Annotated in this window: 23 protein-coding genes; 11 read left to right on the top strand and 12 right to left on the bottom strand. The window is 63.1% G+C overall.

Annotated features, from left to right (window positions below):
• Positions 1-5: 5 nt before the first annotated feature.
• Both BN60_RS04405 and BN60_RS31780 read left to right on the top strand, forming a co-directional pair.
• Positions 6-440, top strand: coding sequence for an acyl-CoA thioesterase (locus BN60_RS04405; protein WP_020694785.1), 435 nt, complete (start codon positions 6-8; stop codon positions 438-440).
• Between the two features lie 74 nt (positions 441-514).
• Positions 515-733, top strand: a complete 219-nt coding sequence (locus BN60_RS31780) for a (2Fe-2S)-binding protein (RefSeq protein WP_215905879.1) — start codon at positions 515-517, stop codon at positions 731-733.
• A gap of 13 nt (positions 734-746) precedes the next feature.
• Here the strand turns inward: BN60_RS31780 and bfr are convergent, their stop codons facing one another.
• Positions 747-1,232 (bottom strand): bacterioferritin, encoded by a 486-nt coding sequence (gene bfr, locus BN60_RS04400; protein WP_020694784.1) that lies wholly within the window; start codon positions 1,230-1,232, stop codon positions 747-749.
• A 312-nt stretch (positions 1,233-1,544) separates the two neighbouring features.
• On the opposite strand from bfr, the gene BN60_RS04395 reads away from it, so the two are divergent.
• Positions 1,545-2,159 (top strand): superoxide dismutase, encoded by a 615-nt coding sequence (locus tag BN60_RS04395; RefSeq protein WP_020694783.1) that lies wholly within the window; start codon positions 1,545-1,547, stop codon positions 2,157-2,159.
• Positions 2,160-2,220: 61 nt separating this feature from the next.
• On the opposite strand, the gene BN60_RS04390 is transcribed toward BN60_RS04395, so the two are convergent.
• Together BN60_RS04390 and BN60_RS04385 are read right to left on the bottom strand one after the other, a co-directional pair.
• Positions 2,221-3,303 (bottom strand): lipid A deacylase LpxR family protein, encoded by a 1,083-nt coding sequence (locus tag BN60_RS04390; RefSeq protein ID WP_020694782.1) that lies wholly within the window; start codon positions 3,301-3,303, stop codon positions 2,221-2,223.
• A 35-nt stretch (positions 3,304-3,338) separates the two neighbouring features.
• Positions 3,339-4,589 carry an MFS transporter gene (locus BN60_RS04385; RefSeq protein ID WP_020694781.1) on the bottom strand — a complete coding sequence of 417 codons (1,251 nt, stop codon included), beginning with the start codon at positions 4,587-4,589 and terminating at the stop codon, positions 3,339-3,341.
• Between the two features lie 297 nt (positions 4,590-4,886).
• Here BN60_RS04385 and BN60_RS04380 point away from each other — a divergent pair, with 297 nt between their 5' ends.
• Together BN60_RS04380 and BN60_RS04375 are read left to right on the top strand one after the other, a co-directional pair.
• Positions 4,887-6,695 carry a B12-binding domain-containing radical SAM protein gene (locus BN60_RS04380; protein ID WP_020694780.1) on the top strand — a complete coding sequence of 603 codons (1,809 nt, stop codon included), beginning with the start codon at positions 4,887-4,889 and terminating at the stop codon, positions 6,693-6,695.
• A gap of 56 nt (positions 6,696-6,751) precedes the next feature.
• Positions 6,752-7,945, top strand: a complete 1,194-nt coding sequence (locus BN60_RS04375; RefSeq protein ID WP_020694779.1) for an adenylate/guanylate cyclase domain-containing protein — start codon at positions 6,752-6,754, stop codon at positions 7,943-7,945.
• Positions 7,946-7,952: 7 nt separating this feature from the next.
• On the opposite strand, the gene BN60_RS04370 is transcribed toward BN60_RS04375, so the two are convergent.
• Positions 7,953-8,831, bottom strand: a complete 879-nt coding sequence (locus BN60_RS04370) for a TauD/TfdA dioxygenase family protein (RefSeq protein ID WP_020694778.1) — start codon at positions 8,829-8,831, stop codon at positions 7,953-7,955.
• A gap of 102 nt (positions 8,832-8,933) precedes the next feature.
• Between BN60_RS04370 and BN60_RS04365 the strand changes: the two genes are divergently transcribed.
• Positions 8,934-9,722 (top strand): NAD kinase, encoded by a 789-nt coding sequence (locus BN60_RS04365; RefSeq protein ID WP_043283628.1) that lies wholly within the window; start codon positions 8,934-8,936, stop codon positions 9,720-9,722.
• Complete coding sequence (locus BN60_RS04360) at positions 9,719-10,807, top strand: AbrB family transcriptional regulator (protein WP_020694776.1); 1,089 nt, start codon at positions 9,719-9,721, stop codon at positions 10,805-10,807. The genes BN60_RS04365 and BN60_RS04360 overlap by 4 nt, the downstream gene beginning before the upstream one ends.
• On the opposite strand, the gene BN60_RS04355 is transcribed toward BN60_RS04360, so the two are convergent.
• Positions 10,804-11,619, bottom strand: a complete 816-nt coding sequence (locus BN60_RS04355) for an SDR family NAD(P)-dependent oxidoreductase (protein ID WP_020694775.1) — start codon at positions 11,617-11,619, stop codon at positions 10,804-10,806. The two genes, BN60_RS04360 and BN60_RS04355, sit on opposite strands and share 4 nt — an antisense overlap.
• Before the next feature lie 99 nt (positions 11,620-11,718).
• A complete protein-coding gene (locus BN60_RS04350; RefSeq protein WP_020694774.1) occupies positions 11,719-12,162 on the bottom strand; it encodes a DUF1801 domain-containing protein in 444 nt (147 codons plus the stop codon).
• 92 nt (positions 12,163-12,254) lie between these two features.
• Between BN60_RS04350 and BN60_RS04345 the strand changes: the two genes are divergently transcribed.
• Positions 12,255-13,208 (top strand): Bug family tripartite tricarboxylate transporter substrate binding protein, encoded by a 954-nt coding sequence (locus tag BN60_RS04345; protein WP_020694773.1) that lies wholly within the window; start codon positions 12,255-12,257, stop codon positions 13,206-13,208.
• A 14-nt stretch (positions 13,209-13,222) separates the two neighbouring features.
• Positions 13,223-13,972, top strand: a complete 750-nt coding sequence (locus tag BN60_RS04340; protein WP_020694772.1) for a class I SAM-dependent methyltransferase — start codon at positions 13,223-13,225, stop codon at positions 13,970-13,972.
• Here BN60_RS04340 and BN60_RS04335 read toward each other — a convergent pair.
• Genes BN60_RS04335 through BN60_RS04325 form a run of 3 tightly spaced genes read right to left on the bottom strand, consistent with a single transcriptional unit; the run spans position 13,941 to position 17,546 of the window.
• The gene (locus BN60_RS04335; RefSeq protein ID WP_020694771.1) at positions 13,941-15,320 is read right to left on the bottom strand and encodes an MFS transporter; all 1,380 of its coding nucleotides are present in this window, start codon (positions 15,318-15,320) and stop codon (positions 13,941-13,943) included. The genes BN60_RS04340 and BN60_RS04335 overlap by 32 nt on opposite strands.
• 19 nt (positions 15,321-15,339) lie before the next feature.
• Positions 15,340-15,996 carry a dienelactone hydrolase family protein gene (locus tag BN60_RS04330; protein ID WP_020694770.1) on the bottom strand — a complete coding sequence of 219 codons (657 nt, stop codon included), beginning with the start codon at positions 15,994-15,996 and terminating at the stop codon, positions 15,340-15,342.
• A 29-nt stretch (positions 15,997-16,025) separates the two neighbouring features.
• Positions 16,026-17,546 carry an AMP-binding protein gene (locus BN60_RS04325; RefSeq protein WP_020694769.1) on the bottom strand — a complete coding sequence of 507 codons (1,521 nt, stop codon included), beginning with the start codon at positions 17,544-17,546 and terminating at the stop codon, positions 16,026-16,028.
• Positions 17,547-17,609: 63 nt separating this feature from the next.
• Between BN60_RS04325 and BN60_RS04320 the strand changes: the two genes are divergently transcribed.
• Positions 17,610-18,743 carry an NAD(P)/FAD-dependent oxidoreductase gene (locus BN60_RS04320; RefSeq protein WP_020694768.1) on the top strand — a complete coding sequence of 378 codons (1,134 nt, stop codon included), beginning with the start codon at positions 17,610-17,612 and terminating at the stop codon, positions 18,741-18,743.
• Between the two features lie 411 nt (positions 18,744-19,154).
• On the opposite strand, the gene BN60_RS04315 is transcribed toward BN60_RS04320, so the two are convergent.
• Positions 19,155-19,679 (bottom strand): L-2-amino-thiazoline-4-carboxylic acid hydrolase, encoded by a 525-nt coding sequence (locus BN60_RS04315; protein ID WP_043284773.1) that lies wholly within the window; start codon positions 19,677-19,679, stop codon positions 19,155-19,157.
• A 52-nt stretch (positions 19,680-19,731) separates the two neighbouring features.
• On the bottom strand, positions 19,732-20,613 hold the full coding sequence (locus BN60_RS04310) for an NAD(P)H-dependent oxidoreductase (protein WP_020694766.1): 882 nt from the start codon (positions 20,611-20,613) through the stop codon (positions 19,732-19,734).
• 252 nt (positions 20,614-20,865) lie between these two features.
• Here BN60_RS04310 and BN60_RS04305 point away from each other — a divergent pair, with 252 nt between their 5' ends.
• The gene (locus tag BN60_RS04305) at positions 20,866-21,246 is read left to right on the top strand and encodes a winged helix-turn-helix transcriptional regulator (RefSeq protein WP_051150083.1); all 381 of its coding nucleotides are present in this window, start codon (positions 20,866-20,868) and stop codon (positions 21,244-21,246) included.
• Between the two features lie 28 nt (positions 21,247-21,274).
• On the opposite strand, the gene BN60_RS04300 is transcribed toward BN60_RS04305, so the two are convergent.
• The gene (locus BN60_RS04300; protein ID WP_020694764.1) at positions 21,275-21,508 is read right to left on the bottom strand and encodes a hypothetical protein; all 234 of its coding nucleotides are present in this window, start codon (positions 21,506-21,508) and stop codon (positions 21,275-21,277) included.
• Positions 21,509-21,547 lie beyond the last annotated feature (39 nt).

Raw genomic sequence — 21,547 nt, 5'->3', positions numbered from 1 at the left:
CGCCTATGTCACGCGACAAACGTTTGCAGGATCGATCGATCTATCCGCACTGGTGCAGCGACACCGTTCGCTTCTCCGACCAGGATGCCGCCGGCCACATCAACAATGTGGCGCTCTGTGCCTATCTCGAAACGGCCAGACTCACCTTCAGCCGCGACATGGGCATGATGCAGCGCGGCGAAGACGGCGTGCGCGGCATCTCGGCCGGCATGACGGTGAGCTTCCTGGCGGAATCGCATTGGCCGGGCCAGATCGCGCTGGGAACAGGTGTCCTGAAAGTCGGCACCAGCTCCGTCACGGTCGCCTCTGCCGCCTTCAAGGACGATCTGTGCATCGTCGCGGCCGAGATGACGATGGTCCGACTCAAGGGCAAGACCCCCCATCCGATCGAGGATGCCTTGCGGGAAAAGCTGGAAAAGTACCGCCTAAAGGGCTTTTAGGCGGCCTTTCCGGGCGGGCTTGACCGGCCCGGGGCGGCACCCTATCTTTGCGCCTGCGAGTAAGTCGCAAGAGCATGGGAACGCCGCCAGGCATGTACATCTGCATCTGCAAGGCCATTCGGGAACGCGAAGTCGACGCTGCTGTCCGGGCGGGAGCCCGTCGCCCCTCCGATGTCTTCCGTGCCTGCGGCAAGAGCCCCCAATGCGGGACCTGCGCCTGCGACATGCGCGAGCGTATTGCCCACACGATCGCCCACGAACGGACGACCCAGACTCTCTTGGCTGCAGACTGACGAGCGCGGCTCGTCAGTCCGGATCCTTGCCTTCGCCGATCTGCGTCTGCAGATAATTCTGCTCGCCCACCTTCTCGAGCAGGCCGATTTCCGTTTCCAGAAAGTCGATATGCTCCTCGGCATCCTCGAGGATGTCGACCACGATCTCGCGGCTGACATAGTCCTTGGCCGTCTCGCAATGAGTTACCGCCGCGACCAGTGCCGTGCGCGCCGCGGTCTCGAGCTTGAGATCGGCCTGCAGGCACTCGGGCACCGTCTCGCCGACCGCCAGCTTTCCGAGGTCCTGCAGATTGGGCAGGCCGTCGAGCAGGAGAATGCGCTGGATCAGCTTGTCGGCGTGCTTCATCTCGCCGATCGACTCTTCGTAGATCTTCTTGCCGAGACGCTCGAAGCCCCAGTGCTTCATCATACGGGCGTGGAGGAAGTACTGATTGATCGCCGTCAGCTCGTTCTTCAGGAGCTTGTTCAGTTCGGCGATGATCTGTGGATTGCCCTTCACGGCGAACCTCCTCTTTGATGAGTAGGTTCTTACAGATACTCATGAAAACAACCGACGCAACCGAAGAGTGCGCAAGTAATAACCGTTCGCTGGAAAAACGGCGCGCGCGCGGATGTACCTGCCGGAGACTGCCCCCGGCCCGGCGAAATTCCGCATAAAACCCGACCCGCAATATGGCAAACGCGACCTTTTCACCCAGGTTGCGGTAAAAACCGCAACGTCATCGCCACCCGCGACGTCTTATGATTCAGAACGTTCATATCGAACGCCGCCCGCCCGGGAGATTCCGGGCTAGCCGTAAGGATACGCGTCATGCCACTCGACAAAGCCAAGCCCAATTTCACCTTGCCGCCGCTGCCCTACGCTGACGACGCACTGGCGCCGGTCGTTTCCGCCAACACCATTTCGTTCCATTACGGCAAGCATCACAAGGCCTATGTCGACAAGCTGAACGAGCTGGCAGCCGGCACGCCCTACGCGGAGATGTCCCTTGAGGACGTCATCAAGAAGTCGGCCAAGGACGAGAAGGGCAAGGCAATTTTCAACAACGCCGCCCAGATCTGGAACCACACCTTCTATTGGGATTCGATGGCGCCCAAGGGCGGCGAGCCCACCGGCAAGATCAAGGCCGCGCTGGACGACAGCTTCGGCGGCCTCGATGCCTTCAAGGCTGCCTTCAAGGCGGCGGCCGTCGGCCAGTTCGGCAGCGGCTGGGCCTGGTTGGTGAAGGGCAAGGACGGCAAGCTCAAGATCGAGACGACGGCCAATGCCGACACGCCGATCGCTCATGGCGGCACGCCGCTCCTCGTCGCCGACGTTTGGGAGCATGCCTACTACCTCGATTTCCAGAACCGTCGCCCCGACCACATCCAGGCTTGGCTCGACAAGCTCGCCAACTGGTCGTTCGCCGAAAAGAACCTCGGCTAACAAGCTGCAGCGCCCGGTCGGTGACCCGCAAGGGGCTCCGACCGGGCTTATTCCTCTAATCTCAGTATCGAAAGGTCAGGTTGAGCGACCCGAACTGCTGGAAGCGGTCGCGTTCGAAGAACTCCGGGGTCCGCAGCACCTGCGTGTAGGACAGGCGCATCCCACGATAGAGAATAGCGAGCCCGAACTGCAGCTCGCCGACGAACGGCCGATGCGAGACACGCAGGCTGTTCCCGTCCGTATTGCCGTCGAGGAAGATGTTCCGGGCAACGGCCGTACCGTCGAACCCGGCAAACAGATACCAGCCGAAACTGCCATCGCCGATGAACGCTTCGGAGCCCGGCAGGGCGGGCCGGGCGCGCGTCGGACCGAAGTCGTCGCGCAGATTCTTGCCGATGCGCGCCGTGCCCCCGACACCGGCGTAGGTAGCGACATTGCCAAGCGACGCGCCGATACGCGGAATGAAATCGACCTCGAGCTTCGGGTCTTCGATCAGCACGGCACGGCCGGTGCGCCAGCGCCGCTCGAAAGTGAGCCCAAGCGTCGGCTCGTTGTGGAGCTGATTGGCCCAGCCGTAGCTCTGCGAAACACCGATCAGGGTGTGGAAGTTGTTCTGCACGAACTCTCCGCCAGCCGCGGGACCAATCACGCCAACGTCGAGCTGCAGGGTGTCGAGCCGGATCGGCTCGTCGACGCCCGTCTTCGAATCGTGCCGCTTGTAGGTGTATTGCAGGGCAAAGCTCGCATAGAGCCAGGCGGCATAGGGCCGATCATTGTAGATCGGCTGCGACGTAAACACGTTCTCGGGCGTATACATCGCCTGGCCGACAGAGAGCGCGAAGCGACGGATTACCGAGTCGGGCTTGGCCTCGCCAAGGAAAGTCGGCACGGTCGTGAGGGCCACGAAGCCTGGCGACATTTCGGTGATCGCAGGAGATAGCCAGCCGACCCGTACGCCGCTCGTGTAGTCGCGATCGGAAGGCCAGAGGCGATTGAAGACGTCGTTCTCGATCTGGATCGTATAGATGCTGCGCCGTTCGTCTTCGGTCGCGGAGGGCGGAATAGACTGGCCAACCGCGGGAGCCGCGGTCGCAGCTAAAGCAACCAGCATTAGCAGCGCGACATTGACGAAATGGCGTTTCATCCCGGGAAAACGCCCCGCAATCCGGCAGGTTGCCCCTACCGTTCGTTCACGGGCGCAGCGCGATCCCAGAGTTCGGCTCGCCAGTAGAAGCCGATGGCCAGGGTGAACACGATGCCGAGCGCACTGTAGAGCGTGCCGGTGACGGCGAAGCCCGCGCGCTCGACGATCGGCCCCGACAGCAGCAGGCCCATCGGCAAGCCATAAACGGCAAGCATACGCACGCCCATGACGCAGCCCCGCAACGCGGGATTGGTGACCCTGAGCAGGATCACCGCCATGGGGATCATGCAAAAGCTCTGCGCGAATCCTGCGACGAAGAGAACCGCCTCACCGGCAAGCGGCGTCGTGGTCCACGAGAAGGCCAGATTGAGCGAAAGCCAGATCACTATGCAGACGAGCATGGTGCGTGCCGGTCTGACGTGAGCGCCATACATCGAGATGGTGATCGAGCCGGCGAGTGCGCCGCCGGCGAAGCTTGCGATCAGCCATCCCAAGCCCGTCTGGTCGAGGCCATAGACGTCCTTCGCGACGTAGGCCAGCAGCGAGCCAACCAAAGGATAGGCCGCAAAGTTCACCAGGAAGGCCAGCAGCATCACCGACCGCACGACCGGCGTCGACCAGACATAGGCGAAGCCTTCGCGCAGGGCACGCAGCGGTGAGAGCATCACCTCGTTCTCTCCGAGGACACGCAGACGCCGGATGCCGACACCGAAGGTGAGCGCAAGGCAGAGCGCATAGACGCCGCAGACCGCGATATAGGCCTTGCCAGAGCCCAGGGCCGCGACCAGGGCCGCACCGGACAGAGCGCCCACGACACGCGCCGAATCCGCCGTGGTGCGGGATACGCCCATGGCGCGCATCAGATAGTCGGCCGGCATGGTCTCCCCGACGATCAGGTTGCGCAGGGTGATATCCGACGGGCGCACCAGCCCCATGATCGTGGCCAGCACGAACACCGGCACCGGACTGGCCAGGTCGGTCAGAAACAGAACCATCAGGGACGATGCCAGCACCAGGTAGGTGAAGCGCATCAGCAACAGGACCGACCGATTGCCGATGCGGTCGCCCGCCATGCCGAACAGGGGCGAAATCAGCGTGCCCAGGAACTGCAGCGAGCCGAACACCGCCAAGGCCAGAACCGAGTCTGTCGCCACCAGGACGAACCAGCCCAAGATGACGGTTTCCATTTCGAAAGCCCAAGAGGCCAGGAGATCGGAAGGCCACTGGAAGCGGAAACTGCGGATCCGGAAAGGCGCCAACGCCGGCACGCGCGCGATGAGGCTCACGTCTTGTTCGTTCCCCTCCCCTGAGCTTTTGTCTTGTGGCCTCGGGGCTAGGGCAGGCTGCGCTTTCAGGTCACAGACTGCAATAATCTCCTCGGTATGCCCCTTAGGCACTAATGGGCAGGCTCAGGGGCCTCATAACCCTAAAGCTAGTGGTTCTATTGAATCACTACTCGGTGTGAAACTGCGTTCTCGCAGTTGCGTTACGAAGCAGCTGAGCGCATTGTGCAACGGGATGCCGTCAAGCGGTAAAAGCGCAAAGTGGACCGCACGCGGGGTTTTGCCTTGGAGAAGTCCGCGATGGGCGGTGTCGTGAAGCGTACTACCTTTCAGCTAATCCTGATCAAGCCGACGCACTACGATGATGATGGCTATCCCATCACGTGGCTGCGGTCGCATATTCCGTCCAACACGTTGGCCGCCCTCTATGGTCTCGGCGACGACTGCCGACGGCGCCAGGTTCTGGGCCCTGATGTCGACATCGTCATCAAACCCTTCGACGAGACCAACACGCGTGTGCGCGCGGATCGCATCATGCGCGATATCGAACGCAGCGGTGACAGGGCCCTGATCTGCCTGGTCGGCGTACAGAGCAACCAGTTCCCGCGCGCAACCGATCTCGCCCGTCAGTTCATCAAGGGCGGCTTCTCGGTCGCCATGGGCGGCTTCCATGCCGCCGGCTGCCTTTCGATGCTCCCCGTCATCCCGCCCGAGATCCAGGCGGCGATGGACATGGGCGTCTCGATCTATGCCGGCGAAGCCGAGGAAAGCCGGCTCGACGAAGTTCTGCGCGACGCCTGGAACGGCACGCTGAAGTCTCTCTACAACTACATGGACGATCTACCGGGCATCGAAGCAGCGCCGACGCCGCATCTGCCGCCGGCGGCGCTGGCGCGCAACGAGGGCCGCAAGTCGAGCTTCGACCTCGGCCGCGGCTGCCCGTTCCAGTGCTCGTTCTGCACCATCATCAACGTGCAGGGCCGCAAGAGCCGCTTCCGGACGCCCGACGACCTCGAGGCGATCGTTCGCGAGAACTACAAGCAGGGCATCACGTCGTTCTTCATCACCGACGACAACATGGCCCGCAACAAGCATTGGGAAGCCTTCTTCGACCGGCTGATCGAGCTGCGCGAGAACGAAGGCATCTGCGTGTCGCTGATCATTCAGGTCGACACCCAGTGCCATCGCATCCCCAACTTCATCCACAAAGCGCGCTGGGCCGGCGTCTATCGTGTGTTCATCGGGCTCGAGAACGTCAACCCGGACAATCTTCTGGCTGCCAAGAAGCGCCAGAACAAGATCACCGAATATCGCAAGATGCTGCAGGCCTGGCACACCAGCGGCGCCTCGACCTGGGCCGGTTACATCCTGGGTTTCCCGGGCGATACGCGCGAATCGATCCTGCGCGACATGGAGATCATCAAGAAGGAGCTGCCGCTCGACATCCTCGAGCTGTTCATGCTCACGCCGCTGCCGGGTTCCGAAGATCACCAGACGCTCTGGAAACAGGGCGTGTGGATGGACCCGGACCTCAACAAGTACGACCTCCACCACCGCGTCGTGCATCATCCGAAGATGAGCGATGCGGAGTACGACCAGACTTATCGCGACGCCTGGCGCACCTACTACACGCCCGAGCACATCGAGACGGTGGCCAAGCGCCATGGCTCGATCCCCGGCCGCAATCCGGCCGAGCCGGCTCAGTTCATGACCATGTTCAAGATCATGTTCGAGGCCGAGGGAATCCACCCGCTCGAAGGCGGCGTGGTCCGCATGAAGTACCGCCGCGACCGCCGCTACGGCATGCCGATCGAGCCTATCGGCGTGTTCCACTGGAAGCTGGCCGTCGAGACCGTGCGGAAGCTCAAGATCTATGGCCGCCTGGCCTGGCAGGGCTGGCGCATCGGTCAGCGCGTCAAGAACGACCCCAAGCGCCACGAGTACACCGACCTCGCGCTGCAGCCTGTCATGGACGACGACATGGACAAGCTCTCGCTGTTCGCCGAGACGGCGGGCGGCGGTGCCGCCGTCAACAAGCGCCGCGGCGAGGATCTGGCTCGCGCCAAGATCGCCGCCCAGCAGAACCAGCGCCTCGCCGCAGCGGAGTAGACTCGGCTCTTCGCCATGCCCGTAGGCCCGCTCTTCGGCGGGCTGTATGATAGGCCATGGACGAAGAGACCCTGTCCCGCGTCTATGACGATCCACTGGCTCACTGGTTCGTCACCGAAGCCTATCGGATATCCGACACAACTGAACTGATCGCCGCCACGGGCGAGCAGATTGTGGCCGCTGGACTGCCGCTCTACCGGCTCGCCTACTTCCAGCGCACGTTGCATCCGGAATTCTCGGGCAAGGGCTATTTCTGGCGACGGGACCGTGGCGTGGAGGTGGGTTCGGTACCGCACGGATTCCAGGACGGAGCCGACTATCTCGACAACCCGCTGCCGGCCGTCTACCAGCACCGCAAGATCGTCCGCGTCCGACTGGAGGGTGAGGAGCTGCAGGCTCCCGTGCTGCGCCAGCTCAAGAGCGAGGGCGCGACGGACTACGTGGCGCTGCCCCTCTTCTTCACCGGCGGCCATATCGACGCGCTCAGCATCGTTTCCGACCGGCCGGGCGGCTTCACCGGCAGCGACCTCGATCGCCTGTACCTGCTGCACTTCGCCTTCACGCGCATCGTCGAGACGCATTCCCTGCGCGACATGGCGACCAACCTGCTCGACGCCTATGTCGGCCGCGCCGCCGGCGAGCGCATCCTCGCCGGCGAGGTGAAGCGCGGCGAAGGTCAGACGATGGAGGCGGTCATCTGGTACTGCGACCTGCGCGGCTTCACGCGCACGTCCGACGTCCTGCCGCGGGACTCCGTCATCTGCCTGCTCAACGACTATTTCGGCGCCATGGGGGCGGCCGTCACGTCGGCCGGCGGCGAGATCCTGAAGTTCATGGGCGACGCCATGCTGGCGATGCTGCCTGTCCCCGATCCTGCCGGGCGGGCAGCGACCGTGGGCCGTGCGGTACATGCAGCCTCCGCGGCCGCGCAATCGATTGCAGCGCTGAACGGCGGCCGAGTCGCCGCCGGCGAGCAGGCCTTGAGGTTCGGCTTGGCGCTCCACCTCGGCGAGGTGATGTTCGGAAATATCGGCGCCAGCCAGCGTCTCGATTTCACGGTGATCGGGCCTGCGGTGAACTACGCCGCGAGACTGGAAAAGATCGCAGCCGTCGCAGGCTGCCCGATCGTGCTGTCGCAGGCGGTCGCGGAGTTGCTGCCCCGCGAGGCCGTTCGGCCGCTTGGGCGGCATCTGCTGAAGGATATCGACCAGCCGCAGATGGTCTATCGGCTGGGCGACACGCCGGACTGAGCCGCCGCTAGTGCATGACCGGCGGCTTCACTTCGCCAAGGCCATCCGCCTCGGTCGCGGAAATGGTGGTGCGCACCATCGAGCGTTCCTTGGTGTAATCCCAAGGCCGGCCGCGATGAAGCATGGCGCGATTGTCCCACATCACGGCATCGCCGGTCCGCCACTTGTGGGTGTAGACGAACTCCGGCCGCGTCGCTTCGTCGAGGAGCTGCGCCAGGAGCTGACGCGCATCGCGATCGTCCATGCCGTCGACTGCATAGGCGTGGCTGGCGACATAGAGCGCGCGCCGGTCGTTGCTCGGGTTGCGCCAGTTCATCCGCCAGCGCACCGGCGGCAGCGCCTTGCGCTCCTCGGTATTGGCGAGGTCGGGATGGATCTGGTCGCGGCTGTTGGCATAGGAATGCGTGGCCACGGCATCCTTGAGCCGGTTCTGCAGATCCGCCGGCAGCCGCTCCCAGGCCAGCCGAGTCGAGGTGAACTCGGTATCGCCATCTTCGCCCGGCAGGACACGTGCCGTCAGAACCGAGGCCAGCGCCGGCGTCTTCTTGAAGGACGAATCGGTGTGCCAGAGGGCATTCGCCTTGGCGACCAGCACCTGGCGATGGTCGAGCGGTACGATCTCGCCCTGCGGCCCGACATTCGTCAGGCGCGAATAGAAGCTGTTGGCGCCCACCGAAGCCACCTTGGTCAGTTCGAGCGGCCCGAAAGCACGGCTGTAGGCCACCTGGATGTCATCGGCGATCGTCTGATTCCGAAACACGAGAAGGGAATGCGTCTCGAAGGCCGCACGCACGGCCTTGTAGGCTTCGGCATCGGTGGCGACATCCAGCAGGCTGACGCCCTTCACCTCAACTCCGAATCCGGGTCCCAGCGGAACCAGTTCCATCGCGTTCCTCCTCGCGGTTATCTTTCTGGCAGGGATTTTATCGCAACGCGCCAACGCCCCGCTATAGTAAGAACTCTGCATCCTAGGCATTGCTGACACCCGATGGCCGTTCGCCCCTCTTCGTCTCCCCCACCCCGTCTCGCCTTCGTCAGCGCTGCCACCCCATCCGCCCGGGAAGCCAAGGCGCGGCTGGAAAAACGCTATGGCAAGGTGACGACGGCCGACGCCGATATCGTCGTGGCGCTGGGCGGCGACGGCCTGATGTTGCAGGCACTGCATCACAACATGCGCCGGTTGAAGCCGATCTACGGCATGAACCTCGGCACGGTCGGCTTCCTGCTCAACACCTTCAGGGAAACCGGCCTCTTGGAGCGCCTGCGGAAAGCGCGGCAGGTGATGCTGAACCCGCTGCGCATGATCGCAGTCGACACGCGCGGCAAGGCCACCGAGGTTACGGCAATCAACGAAGTGTCGTTGTTCCGTTCGAGCCGGCAGACCGCTCGCATCGCGGTCGCCGTCGACGGCAAGAAACGCCTGCCGGAACTCCATTGCGACGGCGTTCTGGTAGCGACACCCGCGGGCTCAACCGCCTACAACCTCTCCGCCCATGGCCCCATCCTGCCGCTGGGCGCGGGCCTGCTGGCGCTGACGCCGATCAACGCCTTCCGGCCGCGGCGCTGGCGGGGGGCGTTGCTGTCGCGCACCAGCCGTGTCGAATTCACCATCCTCGACCCACGCAAGCGGCCGGTCGCCGCCGCCGCGGATTCCGTCGAGATCGCCAATGTCGTCAAGGTTACGGTGACAGAGGCGACCGACATCCGTCTTACCCTGCTGTTCGATCCCGAGCACGACCTCGAGGAGCGCATCCTCAAGGAGCAGTTCGTTCCTTGAGTGCCAAGGACGCTTCCTTCAAGCCGGAAAAAAAGACGACGATCGGCCACGATGGCTATGGCCCGCTGGTCCTGGCCATAGCCATTGGCACAGCAGGCGGCTTCGTGTTCGATTGGCTCAAGATGCCGCTCGCCTGGATGCTGGGAGCCTGCGTCTTTGCGACGATGGCAGCCTTCTTCGGCCTGCAAATCGGCATGAAGGTCCGGCTGCGTCAGGGCATGATCATCGTCCTGGGCGTTCTGCTGGGATCGGGCTTCACACCGGAACTGGTGCAGCGACTGGGCGAGTGGGCGGTCAGCCTCTGCGTGCTCACCGGCATGACCATGACAGGCGCCACGCTCTGTTACGCGTGGCTGCGCCGGACGACCGACTGGGACAAGCCGACCTGCTACTTCGCCGCCATGCCGGGCGGGCTCAACGACATGACGATCATGGGCGGCGCCATGGGCGGCGAGGAGCGCGCCATTGCCCTCGCCCACGCGCTCCGCATCCTGACGGTCGTCCTCACAATCCCCGTCTGGTATCGGCTGGTGAACGGCGCACAAACCAGTGTGCTCACGATGGTGCACGGCCCCAGCGGCAACGACTGGAAGGACTACGCCGTTCTGATCGCCTGCGGTGTCGTGGGCGCCGCCGTGGGCCGCCTGCTGCGCCTGCCGGCGAGCTTCATGATGGGCCCCATGATCGTGAGTGCGCTGGCCCATCTCGGCGGCCTCACCGATTCCCAGCCGCCGGGTTTCCTGGTCGCCGCCGCGCAGGTCGTGGTCGGCACCGCCATCGGCTGCCGCTTCGTCGGCGCAGCGCTGGACCGGCTGCACAAGGAGATGGCGGCCTCGATCGGCGCCGCCCTCATCCTGATCGCTTGCGCCGTGATCTTCGCCAAGATCACCGTGGCGCTAACCGGCCTCAACCTCGACGCCACCGTGCTGAGCTATGCACCCGGCGGCTTCGCGGAAATGAGCCTGATCGGACTGGCTCTGGGCATCGAGATCGCCATGGTGGCGACCCATCACCTGTTCCGCCTGTTCCTGATCATCTTCACCGGCCCGCTGGTCTTCAGGACGTTGCTGAAGCGCGACCATTAGGCCCGCACGGTGATCCCGCCGTCGACGACCAGAAGGTGGCCGTTGACATAGGCCGCCTCGTCGGACGCAAGGAACAACGCGGCATTGGCCGTATCCCATCCCGTGCCCATCTTGCCGGTGGGCGACGCGCGATCGCGGATGGCGATCATCTTGTCGTAGGCCTGATTATGGTCCTTCTCGCCTTTGGCATACTGCTCGGCCAGGAAATCGATCATCGGCGTGTGCATCAAGCCGGGCAGGATCGCGTTGCAGCGGATGCCTTTCTCGGCGTACTGGGACGCGATGGCCAGGGTCAGCGAGTTCACCGCGCCCTTGCTGGCATTGTAGGCGATGTAGGACACGCCCTTGGGGCTGCGGATCGACGCGATCGAGCTCACGTTCACGATCGAGCCCTTGCCCTGCTTCTCCATCACCGGCAGCACATGCTTGGCCGTCAGGAAGAAACTCTTCACGTTGACGTCGAAGACGAGTTGCCACTCATCTTCTGACAGTTCGACCGGACCGCCGGTCGAGCCGATGCCGACATTGTTGTCGAGCACGTCGATGCGGCCCCATTTGGCGACGCAGGCATCGACCATCGCCTTCACGCTGGCATTGCTGGACGCATCCGCCTCGAAGGCCACGGCTTCGCCGCCTTCCTTGGCGATCAGACCAACCGTCTCCTCGGCAGCAGCGCGCTTGCGATCGACGCAGAAAACCTTGGCACCTTCGCGTGCAAAGGTCACGGCCGTGCACTTGCCATTGCCCCAGCCCGGCCCGCTCGACCCTGCGCCGACCACGATCGCGACCTTGTCCTTCAACCTGCCAGCCATTGCATTCACTCCCTTTGTTGCCAACCTAGCATGGGCATTGGCTTCGACATCACCGGCCGAGCGCTCGTCATATCGCCTCACGAACCCACGTTCGGAAGCTCAGCCGGCTAAAGGACGATCGCCGCGATGGGCTTTCTTCTTTCGGGAATGATGGGTGAACGCCAGGCCGACGCAGTGGCGTAGTTCACGCACCGGCAGACGCCGACCGGCGGCGAAATGCAAGGCACGTTCGCCTTCGACGTCGAACTTGCCGGGATAGAGTTCGCGGAACTGACCAACCAGACCGCTCTGGCAATGGAAGTAGACGGCGTAGCCGTCTTCCCTGCCCTTTGCCTGGTCGATGCGCACGGTGGAGCCGCTGCCGGTTTCCTCCGTCAGGTAACTGGGCTGTCCCCACTTCAGCGTCTCTGTGAGCTTGCCGACGCCGGGGGTCGCCGCCGCGACGTCGAACATCAACTCGCGCAATCTCATCAGATCGGATCGCACGGTCGGGGGATAGCTCTTGAAAACGGCCGCCACCCTGGCGTCGTCGAAGCGTCTCATGATCTGAGCCTAACACGCCGCTGGCGGTGTGCGAGCTTGCATGGAATGCTTGGCTCGAAAGACAAGACAAAGAAAAATCAGGAGGAGCGTTCATGCGTCGTCGAGCGTTCACGGCCTCAGCCCTGGCGGCCTTGGCCACACCGGCAATCGCCCAGCAATGGCCGACCAAGCCGCTCCGCCTGGTCATCCCCTACCCACCCGGCGGCCCATCGGACGTTTCCAGCCGCATCGTCATGGAACGCGCGGCGCATATCCTCGGCCAGTCGATCCTGTTCGACAACAAGGCCGGCGCCTCGGGCATGATCGGGGCGGAGTTCGTGAAGAACCAGCCGGTCGACCATCACACGTTCCTGACGACCACGACCGCAATGGTCTGCATCACGCGCCACCTGCAGCCGATCCCCTTCGATCCGGACAAGGACATCGTTCCGGTGTCGCGCATGACGACCTCGTGGGGCGCCTTTGCCGTCCATCCCTCGGTGCCGGCCAACACGGTTGCGGAGTTCGTGGCTTACGCCAAGGCTAACCCCGGCAAGATCAACTACGGTTCGGCCGGGCTTGCCACCATCACCCATCTGTTTGGCGAGATGCTCTGCCTCGAAGCCGGCATCAAGATGACTCATGTACCCTATCGCGGCAGTGCGCCGGCGACCAACGCGCTGCTGGCCGGCGAGATCCAGGCGCAGTTCGACCAGACGACGCTGCCGCATATCAAGGCCGGCAAGCTCAGAGCACTGGCCATGCTCGCCGAGGTGCGCCATCCCGACTTTCCCGATGTGCCGACCTTGCGGGAAACGGGTTATGGCAAGGAAGGTGGCGATTCCTGGTTCGGCATCCTCGCTCCCGCCGGCACCTCGCCCGACGCCATAGCTCGGCTCGACAAGGCCATTGCCGAGGCGCTCCGAGCGCCCGACATCGTCGAGAAGACCCACAAGGGCGGGATGCGCGTGACCTACCTCAATCCAAGCGATTTCCGGTCGCAGATCGGCAGCGAGAGCCGGATGTTCGCCAACATCATCCAGAAGGGCAACATCAAGCTCACCTGAGCCAAGGTCCTGTCATGCCGTCCAAGCCACTGCAACATGCCGAGTACGACGATATCGCCGACGAGTATGCGGCCTCCAAGCAGCTCCCCTTTCGTACCGCCGTCGAAGCACCGACCCTTTTCAATCTGGCGGGCGACGTGCGGGGTCTCGCGGTGCTCGACCTGCCCTGCGGCGACGGCACCTACTCGCGCGCCCTGGCGCGTCGCGGAGCAGCCCCCATCCTTGGCATCGACCTGTCGAGTGCGATGATCGAAAGAGCCAGGGCGGCCGAACGACAAGCTCCGCTTGGCATTTCCTACCGGGTCGGCGACGCAGGCGGTCTGGGCATCGTCGGCGCCTTCGATCTCGTCGTGGCGAGCTACCTCTTCAACTATGCGCAAACCCGAGCACAGCTCCTGGTCTTCGCCCGCGCCATCTACGCCAACCTGAAACCCGGCGGGCGGCTCGTCGGCGTGAACGACAATCCGCGCACATCGCTCGACCGCTATACCTCCTACGCGGCTTACGGTTTCCTGCGCGAGATCGAACGACCGCGGCGCGAAGGTGCCCGAATTCGCTACTCTTTCTTCAGGCCGGACGGCACGAGCTTCGGCTTCGATAATTTCTGGCTGGCGCCGCAAACCTACGAAGAGGTCTTCGCCGAGGCGGGCCTTGCCGGCTTTCGCTTCGTCGACGCCATTGCGTCCTCGTCGAAGGGCGAGGACTGGAGCGAGTTCCTACGCGATTGCCCGATCACCGGGTTCGAGGCGCATCGTCCCGGCTAGACCAGACTCGTGGCCACAGGCAGGACAGCAACAGCGCCACCAGCAGCCCTCCTCCCGCCGCCACGAAGGCGAAGCGATAGCCGGCGAGAAAGCCAGCCATACCGGCAAATCCTTCGGCACCACGGGCCTGCAGCGCCGTCAACACCGAGGCTCCGCCCACGACGCCCAGGGTTCGCGTCAGCAGCGAAAGACTGCCGGCGACACCCCGGTCGCGCGGCGGCAAGGTTGCGGTCACGATGTCCGTGTAGGCGACCGTGAGCAGACCCTGCCCGATCCCTTCGAGCACCAACAGGGATGCCACAAGCAGCACGGGCGTATCGATGCCGGTGAAGCCCAGCGGCAATAGGCCTAGCCCCACAAACGCCACGCCGGCAAAGACGGTGGGGCGCTGGCCGATGCGGCGGACGAGGAAGGCGGACAGGGGTGCGCCGGCTAAGCTGCCGGCAAAGGCCATCGCAAGCACGATGCCGCTGCCCACTGCCGTCAGCTTGAGCACGTTCGTCAGGTAGTAGGGCGTCAGCAGCAGGATCGAAAAGCCCGCCAGATTGGCAAGCACATTGAGCACATTGGGAACGGCAAAGCGCGCGTCGGCGAACAGTGCGGGCCGGATGATCGGCTCGGGCACGCGGCTTGCGTGGCGCACATAGAGGGCCAGCAGGATCAGTGCGATCGCCAGAAGGCCGAGCGCCCAGGCCCCGGCGACTTCGCGGCGCTGCGAGAGCACCAGCGACAGCAGCAGCGTGCTCATGCAGGACGCCAGCAGGACGGCCCCCAATGCATCGAATGGACGTGCATCCAGCTTCGGCGATGGCAATAGGCCGGTCAACGCCAACGTCACGAGCGCAATGGGCACGCGGACCCAGTAGACGGCCGGCCAGCCCCAGACCTCGACCAGTACGCCCCCCAGGAAGGGGCCAACGGCTGCGGCCAGTGCCATGGCACTGGCGAAGCCCGCCAGAGCCTGGGTGCGCTGGCTTTCGGGAAAGAGCGAGGTGGCGAGCGCCGGCGTGCAGGCGAGCGCCAGCGCCGTGCCGATCCCCTGGCCGGCCCGCGCCCACAGGAACAACGGCCAATCGGGCGCCGCGGCGCAGGCCGCGCACCCAACGGCGGAGATGAGGAGACCGATACGGAAGAGCAGCCGGTGACCGAACAGGTCGCCGAGCTTGCCGGCGACCAGCATCAGCGAGCCGTAGACCAGCACGTAGCAGATCACCAGCCACTGCACGTCGCCCAAGGCGAGCTTGAAGTGGCCAGTGATCGCCGGCAGCGCGACGTTGACGGCAATGTCGAGCGGCGCCAGCGAGGCACCGAGCCCGACGATGACCAGGCCGACTTGCGGGCGCGTCACTTTCGACGCGCGCCCGTCATCAGAGATGCTTGCCCAGGAAGGCCAGCATGCGCTCCCACGCGGCGTTGGCCGACTTCACGTCGTAGGCCTCGCTGCGCTCGTTGGAGAAGGCATGGGCGGCGTCGTAGCGGAAGATTTCCGGGTTCTGGCCGGCGCCCTTCATCGTCTTCTCAAGCTCGTTGACCGCGGCCGGTGTGCACCAGTCGTCCTTGTTGGCGAAGTGGCCCTGCAGCGGCACCTTGATCTTGGCGGGATCGGCGAGCTGTCCCGGCGGGATGCCATAGAACGGCACGCCGCAAGAGATGCCGCCGATACGGGCACAGGCCGCAATGGTAAGCGCGCCGCCCATGCAGAACCCCATCACACCGACCTTGCCGCCGAAGCCGGCCAGATGCTTGACCGCTCCGGCGATGTCCTGGTCCGAGGCGCCGACGAAATCGAGGCCGCTCATCATGTGGTTGGCTTCGTCGGGCTTCTGCGTCACGCGGCCCTTGTAGAGGTCCGGCGCCAGCGCATTGTAGCCTGCGCGCGCGAAACGATCGGCGACGCCGCAGATCTGGTCGTTGAGACCCCACCATTCCTGGATCACGACGATGCCGGGCTTGCCCTTACCGGCCTCGGCCAGATAGCCCTTGCAGGTCGAACCGTCGGGCCGCTTGAAGTCGATCATCGCCATGTCTTTTCCTCCTCGCTGAGGCGCAGAGCTTAAAGGAGCTTGCGCAGTTCCGTCTTGAGAATCTTGCCGTAATTGTTCTTCGGCAGGGCTTCAATGAACTTGTAGTCCTTCGGCCGCTTGAAGCGCGCGATGTTGTCGAGGCAGAGCTGGTCCAGCTCGGCCGGCGCCAGCGCCTCCGCTCCACGCTTCACGACGAAGGCCACGACCTCCTCGCCCCATTCGGGATGCGGCCGGCCGACGACCGAGCACTCGGCGACGGCGGGATGGAGGTTCAAGACATCCTCGATCTCGCGCGGATAGATGTTCGACCCGCCGGAGATGATCATGTCCTTGGAACGGTCCTTCAGCGTCAGCAGCCCTTCTTCGTCGAAGGCGCCGACATCGCCGGTCCACAGCCAGCCGTCGCGCAGCGACCGCGCGGTCGCCTCTGGATTGTTCCAGTAGCCCGCCATCACAGGGTCGCCCTTGCAGATGATCTCGCCGACTTCACCGACGGGAAGCTGACGCCCCTCCTCGTCGACCACTCTCACTTCCATGCAGGAATCCGCGCGGCCGGCCGATGCCAGTCGTTGCTCCCAGCGCGGATGCCGGCGGTCCCAGTGATACTCCCTGGAGAGATGCGTGATGGTCATCGGGCTCTCGCCCTGGCCATAGAGCTGCATCAGCTTGTTGCCCAAGAGGTCGAGTGCGCGCTTGAGGTCCGCCACATACATCGGCGCGCCGCCATAGGTGATCAACCGGAGCGCCTGCGGCTGGAGATCGGCGACGCTGCCATGCTCGATCAGGCGCTTCACCATCGTCGGCGCGAGGAAAATACTGCATTCGGGCCAGCGATTCATCAGCTCGACCGTCTCTGGCACTTCGTACTTGCCGCTCTCGGGAAACACCTGGACCGAGCCACGCCCGACCATGGGGAAGTTCCACAGGCCGGAGCCATGGCTGATCGGTGCGGCATGGACGATCGAACCGCCGGGTGGTGGCCGGTCGACATCGGCGTAGTAATTCAACGTCATCGCCAGAAGATTGCGATGCGTGAGCGTCGCGCCCTTGGGCCGCCCCGTCGTGCCCGAGGTATAGAACAGCCAGGCGGGATCGGTCGGCTCGGCCGAGACCAGAGGGCTGGGATCGCCTACTTCCATGAAAGTGTAGGAGCGCGTGGTGACGTCGACGATCTCCTTGAGGTCCGGTGCCTCCTTGGCGGCCTCGGCGATCGTCTCGAACAGATCGGGGGTCACGAAGCAAAGCCTGGCGCCGGAATTCTCCAGGATGAAGGCGAATTCCCGGGCGTGCAGCTTTGCGTTCATGGGCACGGCGCAAAGGCCGGCGTGCCAGACCGCGTACATGACCTCAATCGCTTCGACGCAATTGGCCATGGCGAACGCCACTCGGTCGCCGCGCTTCAGCCCGAACCGGCCGGCGAGATGCGTGCTCATCACCGAGACCTTCCGCCACAGGTCTCGATACGTGAGGTAGGGAGTCGTGCCCCGCGCCAACGCGGGCAGGTCGCGGAATTCCTGCGCAGACCCCAGCAGCAAATGGGCAATATTCATGCAGACTAATCCTCAGGCGCGTGACTATTGCAGGCACGGCAGCAACCTTGCAATGTGCCCCTCATGCAGGATTTCGATTTCGCCATCATCGGCGCCGGCATCGCCGGGGTTTCCGCCGCCTATCATCTCGCGCCCCATGCGAAAGTGATCATTCTCGAGCGCGAGCATGTCGCGGCCTATCACACGACCGGCCGCTCCGCGGCGCTGCACTCGGAGACCTACGGCAGCGTGGAAATCCGGGCCATCACCGTGGCCTCGGGCCGCTTCTATCGCCAGCCCCCGCAAGGCTTCTCGGATCATCCGCTGCTCACGCCGCGGGGCGCGCTGATCGCCGGCCGGGTCGACCAGACGGAAGCCTTGCAGAAGGCCGCAGCCGATTATGCACGGCTGGTGCCGAGCGTGCGCTGGCTCGATCCCGCCGAAGCCACGCGCATTCAGCCGCTGTTCAAGCCCGAGCATGCCGCCGGTGGTGCGATCTTCGAGCCCGAGGCCGACGACATGGACGTCGCCGCCATCCACGGCGGCTTCCTCAAGGGCGCCCGGGCCGCCGGCGGCGTCCTGCGGCTCAATGCCGAAGTCGCAGCGCTCGAGCGCAAAGACGGACGCTGGGCGATCCGTCTCGGCGACGGCGAGACGATTCACGCCGCCAACATCGTGAACGCGTCCGGCGCCTGGGCCGATGTCGTCGCCGGTCTTGCCGGTGCGAAGCCTGTCGGCTTGGTACCGAAGCGGCGCACCGCCTTTACCTTCGATGCGCCGCAGGGGCTCGATCTGACGAAGCTGCCGATGGCCATCGACTTCGACGAGACCTGGTACATCAAGCCCGAGGTCGGACAGTTCCTTGCCTCGCCGGCCGACGAAACGCCGTCGGAACCTTGCGATGCGCAGCCCGAGGAGCTGGATATCGCCATCGCCGTCGATCGCATCGAGACGGCGACCTCGCTGCAGATCCGTCGCATCAAGAACAAGTGGGCGGGGCTCAGGAGCTTCGTCGCCGACAAGAATCTCGTTGCCGGCTACGACCCCAAGGTCGAAGGCTTCTTCTGGCTGGCCGGCCAGGGCGGCTACGGCATCCAGACCGGCTATGCCGCCGGCCAGCTCGCTGGCAGCCTGGCGCTCGGCAAGGGCCTGCCCTCCAGCGTCGCCGAACTCGGCGTGACCGAAGCGGCTCTTTCGCCCGCGAGGTTCGCCGCTTAAGGTCGCGCCCGCGATGCCCGCTTGATGGAATTGATAGATACGGGACTTAGGATCCGATCTCGTTGCCTTTCAAAACATCAATCAGTACTGGCTGATCTTACGGTCTTGGAGACCCGCACATGATAGCCTCCTGTTAGAAAGGAGTTTGGCGACCAACAAGGCCGGCGACGGTCACAAGCGGATTGCGGCCTGTTCCACGACTTCGACGAGCTGCCAGTGGCGGAACGTGTCAATGATGGCCTGAGCCTCAGGCTCTCTCAGATACCTTTCACGCGCCTCGCCTTCTCATTCGCGCTCAATGGAGGGCTTCCTGGGAATCGCTTCGATACCCTCCGCGTACTTGAGCATCTTCTCGTTATGTAATCATTTCGCTATGAATTCTTGCGATTCCATCAGGGATCGCCATGGCTGCTACTCTTCACGTGTAACTTTCTCATCATCTGCGACGCTAAACTGATAGCGAAAATCGCAGCAGCGCCCACCCTGCATGAGGGTCTGCGTGCGCGTGAATTTTACCTCATCGGCTCCGGCCGCAGCGACATCGATATCGGCTGAACAAAGCAGCAACGCACCGAGCTCCGGCTCACCTAGTGCGTGGAAAAACTCAGCGTACTTGCAAGACGTGACGTCAAACTCCAGTCCGCCGGGATCATTGCGGAGCGTTTTCGCAACAACCTTGGGAATCGCCGCTGCGACAAGTCCACCATGCATAGCAGACCATTTCTGCCGCGGCGTGCCATCGATCCTAGCCCCGATCGTCGAAAACAACCCGGCCGACCAGGCGCGAAGTGCGCTCCGCACGAGATTGTTGGCCTTAGCCTCGCCGAGCTCGGTACGAAGCGCGCGTACCACCGGCACCAGCACCTGCGCCTGAATATTGACTTTGGTCAGCAGGTCGACTGAAGGATCAACCAGATAAGCGTCGACTGCAGTCATGTTGATACTCCCAGCGCGCATTGGTTCGAAAAAGCGCCTATTTCTACCGTTACTATTCCGCGAGCCTCGCTGCTTGGCGATTGTCTACGATACCTTTGTCCCGAGATTCGCTATCGCATCCGGCGCGGTCTCGCTCCCGACCTCCAGCGGTTCGAGCTGATCGGATGTGCATCGCGAAACCCCGAGAATGATCATCGAGACCTGGCTTTAGCGTCAGCGCCGGAAGCTCATAGTCGCCACCGTTTTGCGTTCGATAGGCAATGGGTTCCGTGGTGGCCAGCGTGAGTAGCCGTTGCTGAAGCTGCGCGGTGAGAGCCGCATAGCGCTCGGCATTGGTGCGGTGCGCCTTGTAAACAACAAACGGCGGCAGAACATCCATACCTGGGTAATAGAGAATGCCGTGCTGAATCGGGAACAACAGATCGTCGATTGGTCCGTCGATCCCGCGTGGGCTGTAGTGGGACTCGTGACTGCCAACCGTGACAAGCAGCATACTCCGCTTGCCCTTCAGCATGCCCTCTCCGTAACGGTCGCCATAACGCTGTTCATTATGTTCGCCGACGCCGTACGCAAACCCGTAAGCAAACACGCGATCTATCCATCCTTTGAGAATGGCCGGCACCGAAAACCACCATAGCGGAAACTGAAACAACACAACGTCAGCCCGCTTGATTTTTTCCTGCTCTGCGGCGACGTCAGGCGCCTGTGTGCCGGTGGCGTATGCCTCGCCCGAGGCGGCTGCATAGACAAGACGCTCCGCCTGATCTCGCTGAGGAAAATCAAAACCGTCGGCGATGGATTTCCATCCCATTTCATACAGATCAGAAACGACGACCTCATGTCCTGCGCGCTTGAGCACGCCAACCGAGACATCTTTGAGGGAACCGTTCAGAGACCGAGGTTCAGGATGAGCGTAAACGATCAGGATGTTCATGCTGCCACAATGTCCTTTGATTCAACTTGGTCGACCCAGCTCGCTGGTCACAGCGCTGAATGAAGCCCAACGGTAGACATCTGCGAGAAAAATAGAAGTACTAATAATAATATGATATAGTATGTATTTTCATACTTAGGCACTTCTTGGATTTCTCGACCCAAGAATGGTGCTGATCTCTGAAGCTTGATCGGATCGGGGTACTAGTGATTCTACGATGTAGTATGCTTGATCATCCCAAGAGGACTGGCGATGCTTGAACTCACGCGCCCAGATGGCAAGACGGTAACGTTCAATTGTCCTGTCGAAGCTTCACTTTCGGTAGTCGCCGGAAAGTGGAAGCTCGTGATCTTGTGGTATCTGCGGAGTAGCATCTTGCGATTTAGTGAACTCCGCAGGGCAATGCCCGATGTCACGCAACAGATGCTGACAGCACAACTGCGCGAGCTTGAGGCCGATGGAGTGGTTAAGCGCAGGGTCTATCCCCAAGTACCGCCGAAGGTAGAGTATTCGATAACGGAGTTCGGGCGGACGCTCGACCCGCTAGTGGATGAGATGTATCGATGGGGTGGGGTATACATCGCACATATGCGCGGACATGCCGAGAAGCGCTCACGGCGCCAAAAGCGATAAATTGCTTTGGGAAATGCTCTGCGATTGGTCAAACCAGAAATATAGCCGCTCCGGCGATCTCGTCGGGCTCGCCAATTCGTCGGTGTGGCACGTGAGAATTGGTTTCTTTCAAGGTTCCCGGTTTGCCCGCAATGCGCTTGGGCACTGAGGCGAGGAGCATTTCATCCAAGATGTCTACAGCGTACTTCATAGCGATATCGCCCGCCAACTGCAGCACTGCGTTGAGAGCAGCGTGATCCGAGCGGACGTACAGCGGCGGCAATCAATCGCTATTGGATGCCCTCGCTTCTTGAAAGTCTGA

It is taken from the genome of Reyranella massiliensis 521, assembly GCF_000312425.1.
Taxonomy (GTDB): Bacteria; Pseudomonadota; Alphaproteobacteria; order Reyranellales; family Reyranellaceae; genus Reyranella; species Reyranella massiliensis.
Note: the sequence above shows the minus strand (reverse complement) of the source record. Positions and strands in the feature narration are given on the sequence as shown.

Bases quoted from the DNA above. Each gene is read 5' to 3' on its own strand.
- BN60_RS04305 (WP_051150083.1), top strand. From the start codon at position 20,866: ATGCTTGAACTCACGCGCCCAGATGGCAAGACGGTAACGTTCAATTGT.
- BN60_RS04325 (WP_020694769.1), bottom strand. From the start codon at position 17,546: ATGAATATTGCCCATTTGCTGCTGGGGTCTGCGCAGGAATTCCGCGAC.
- BN60_RS04315 (WP_043284773.1), bottom strand. From the start codon at position 19,679: ATGACTGCAGTCGACGCTTATCTGGTTGATCCTTCAGTCGACCTGCTG.
- BN60_RS04405 (WP_020694785.1), top strand. From the start codon at position 6: ATGTCACGCGACAAACGTTTGCAGGATCGATCGATCTATCCGCACTGG.
- BN60_RS04355 (WP_020694775.1), bottom strand. From the start codon at position 11,619: ATGGCTGGCAGGTTGAAGGACAAGGTCGCGATCGTGGTCGGCGCAGGG.
- BN60_RS04310 (WP_020694766.1), bottom strand. From the start codon at position 20,613: ATGAACATCCTGATCGTTTACGCTCATCCTGAACCTCGGTCTCTGAAC.
- BN60_RS04375 (WP_020694779.1), top strand. From the start codon at position 6,752: ATGGACGAAGAGACCCTGTCCCGCGTCTATGACGATCCACTGGCTCAC.
- BN60_RS04330 (WP_020694770.1), bottom strand. From the start codon at position 15,996: ATGGCGATGATCGACTTCAAGCGGCCCGACGGTTCGACCTGCAAGGGC.
- BN60_RS04390 (WP_020694782.1), bottom strand. From the start codon at position 3,303: ATGAAACGCCATTTCGTCAATGTCGCGCTGCTAATGCTGGTTGCTTTA.
- BN60_RS04320 (WP_020694768.1), top strand. From the start codon at position 17,610: ATGCAGGATTTCGATTTCGCCATCATCGGCGCCGGCATCGCCGGGGTT.
- BN60_RS04350 (WP_020694774.1), bottom strand. From the start codon at position 12,162: ATGAGACGCTTCGACGACGCCAGGGTGGCGGCCGTTTTCAAGAGCTAT.
- BN60_RS04380 (WP_020694780.1), top strand. From the start codon at position 4,887: ATGGGCGGTGTCGTGAAGCGTACTACCTTTCAGCTAATCCTGATCAAG.
- BN60_RS04370 (WP_020694778.1), bottom strand. From the start codon at position 8,831: ATGGAACTGGTTCCGCTGGGACCCGGATTCGGAGTTGAGGTGAAGGGC.
- BN60_RS04365 (WP_043283628.1), top strand. From the start codon at position 8,934: ATGGCCGTTCGCCCCTCTTCGTCTCCCCCACCCCGTCTCGCCTTCGTC.
- BN60_RS31780 (WP_215905879.1), top strand. From the start codon at position 515: ATGGGAACGCCGCCAGGCATGTACATCTGCATCTGCAAGGCCATTCGG.
- BN60_RS04340 (WP_020694772.1), top strand. From the start codon at position 13,223: ATGCCGTCCAAGCCACTGCAACATGCCGAGTACGACGATATCGCCGAC.
- BN60_RS04395 (WP_020694783.1), top strand. From the start codon at position 1,545: ATGCCACTCGACAAAGCCAAGCCCAATTTCACCTTGCCGCCGCTGCCC.
- BN60_RS04345 (WP_020694773.1), top strand. From the start codon at position 12,255: ATGCGTCGTCGAGCGTTCACGGCCTCAGCCCTGGCGGCCTTGGCCACA.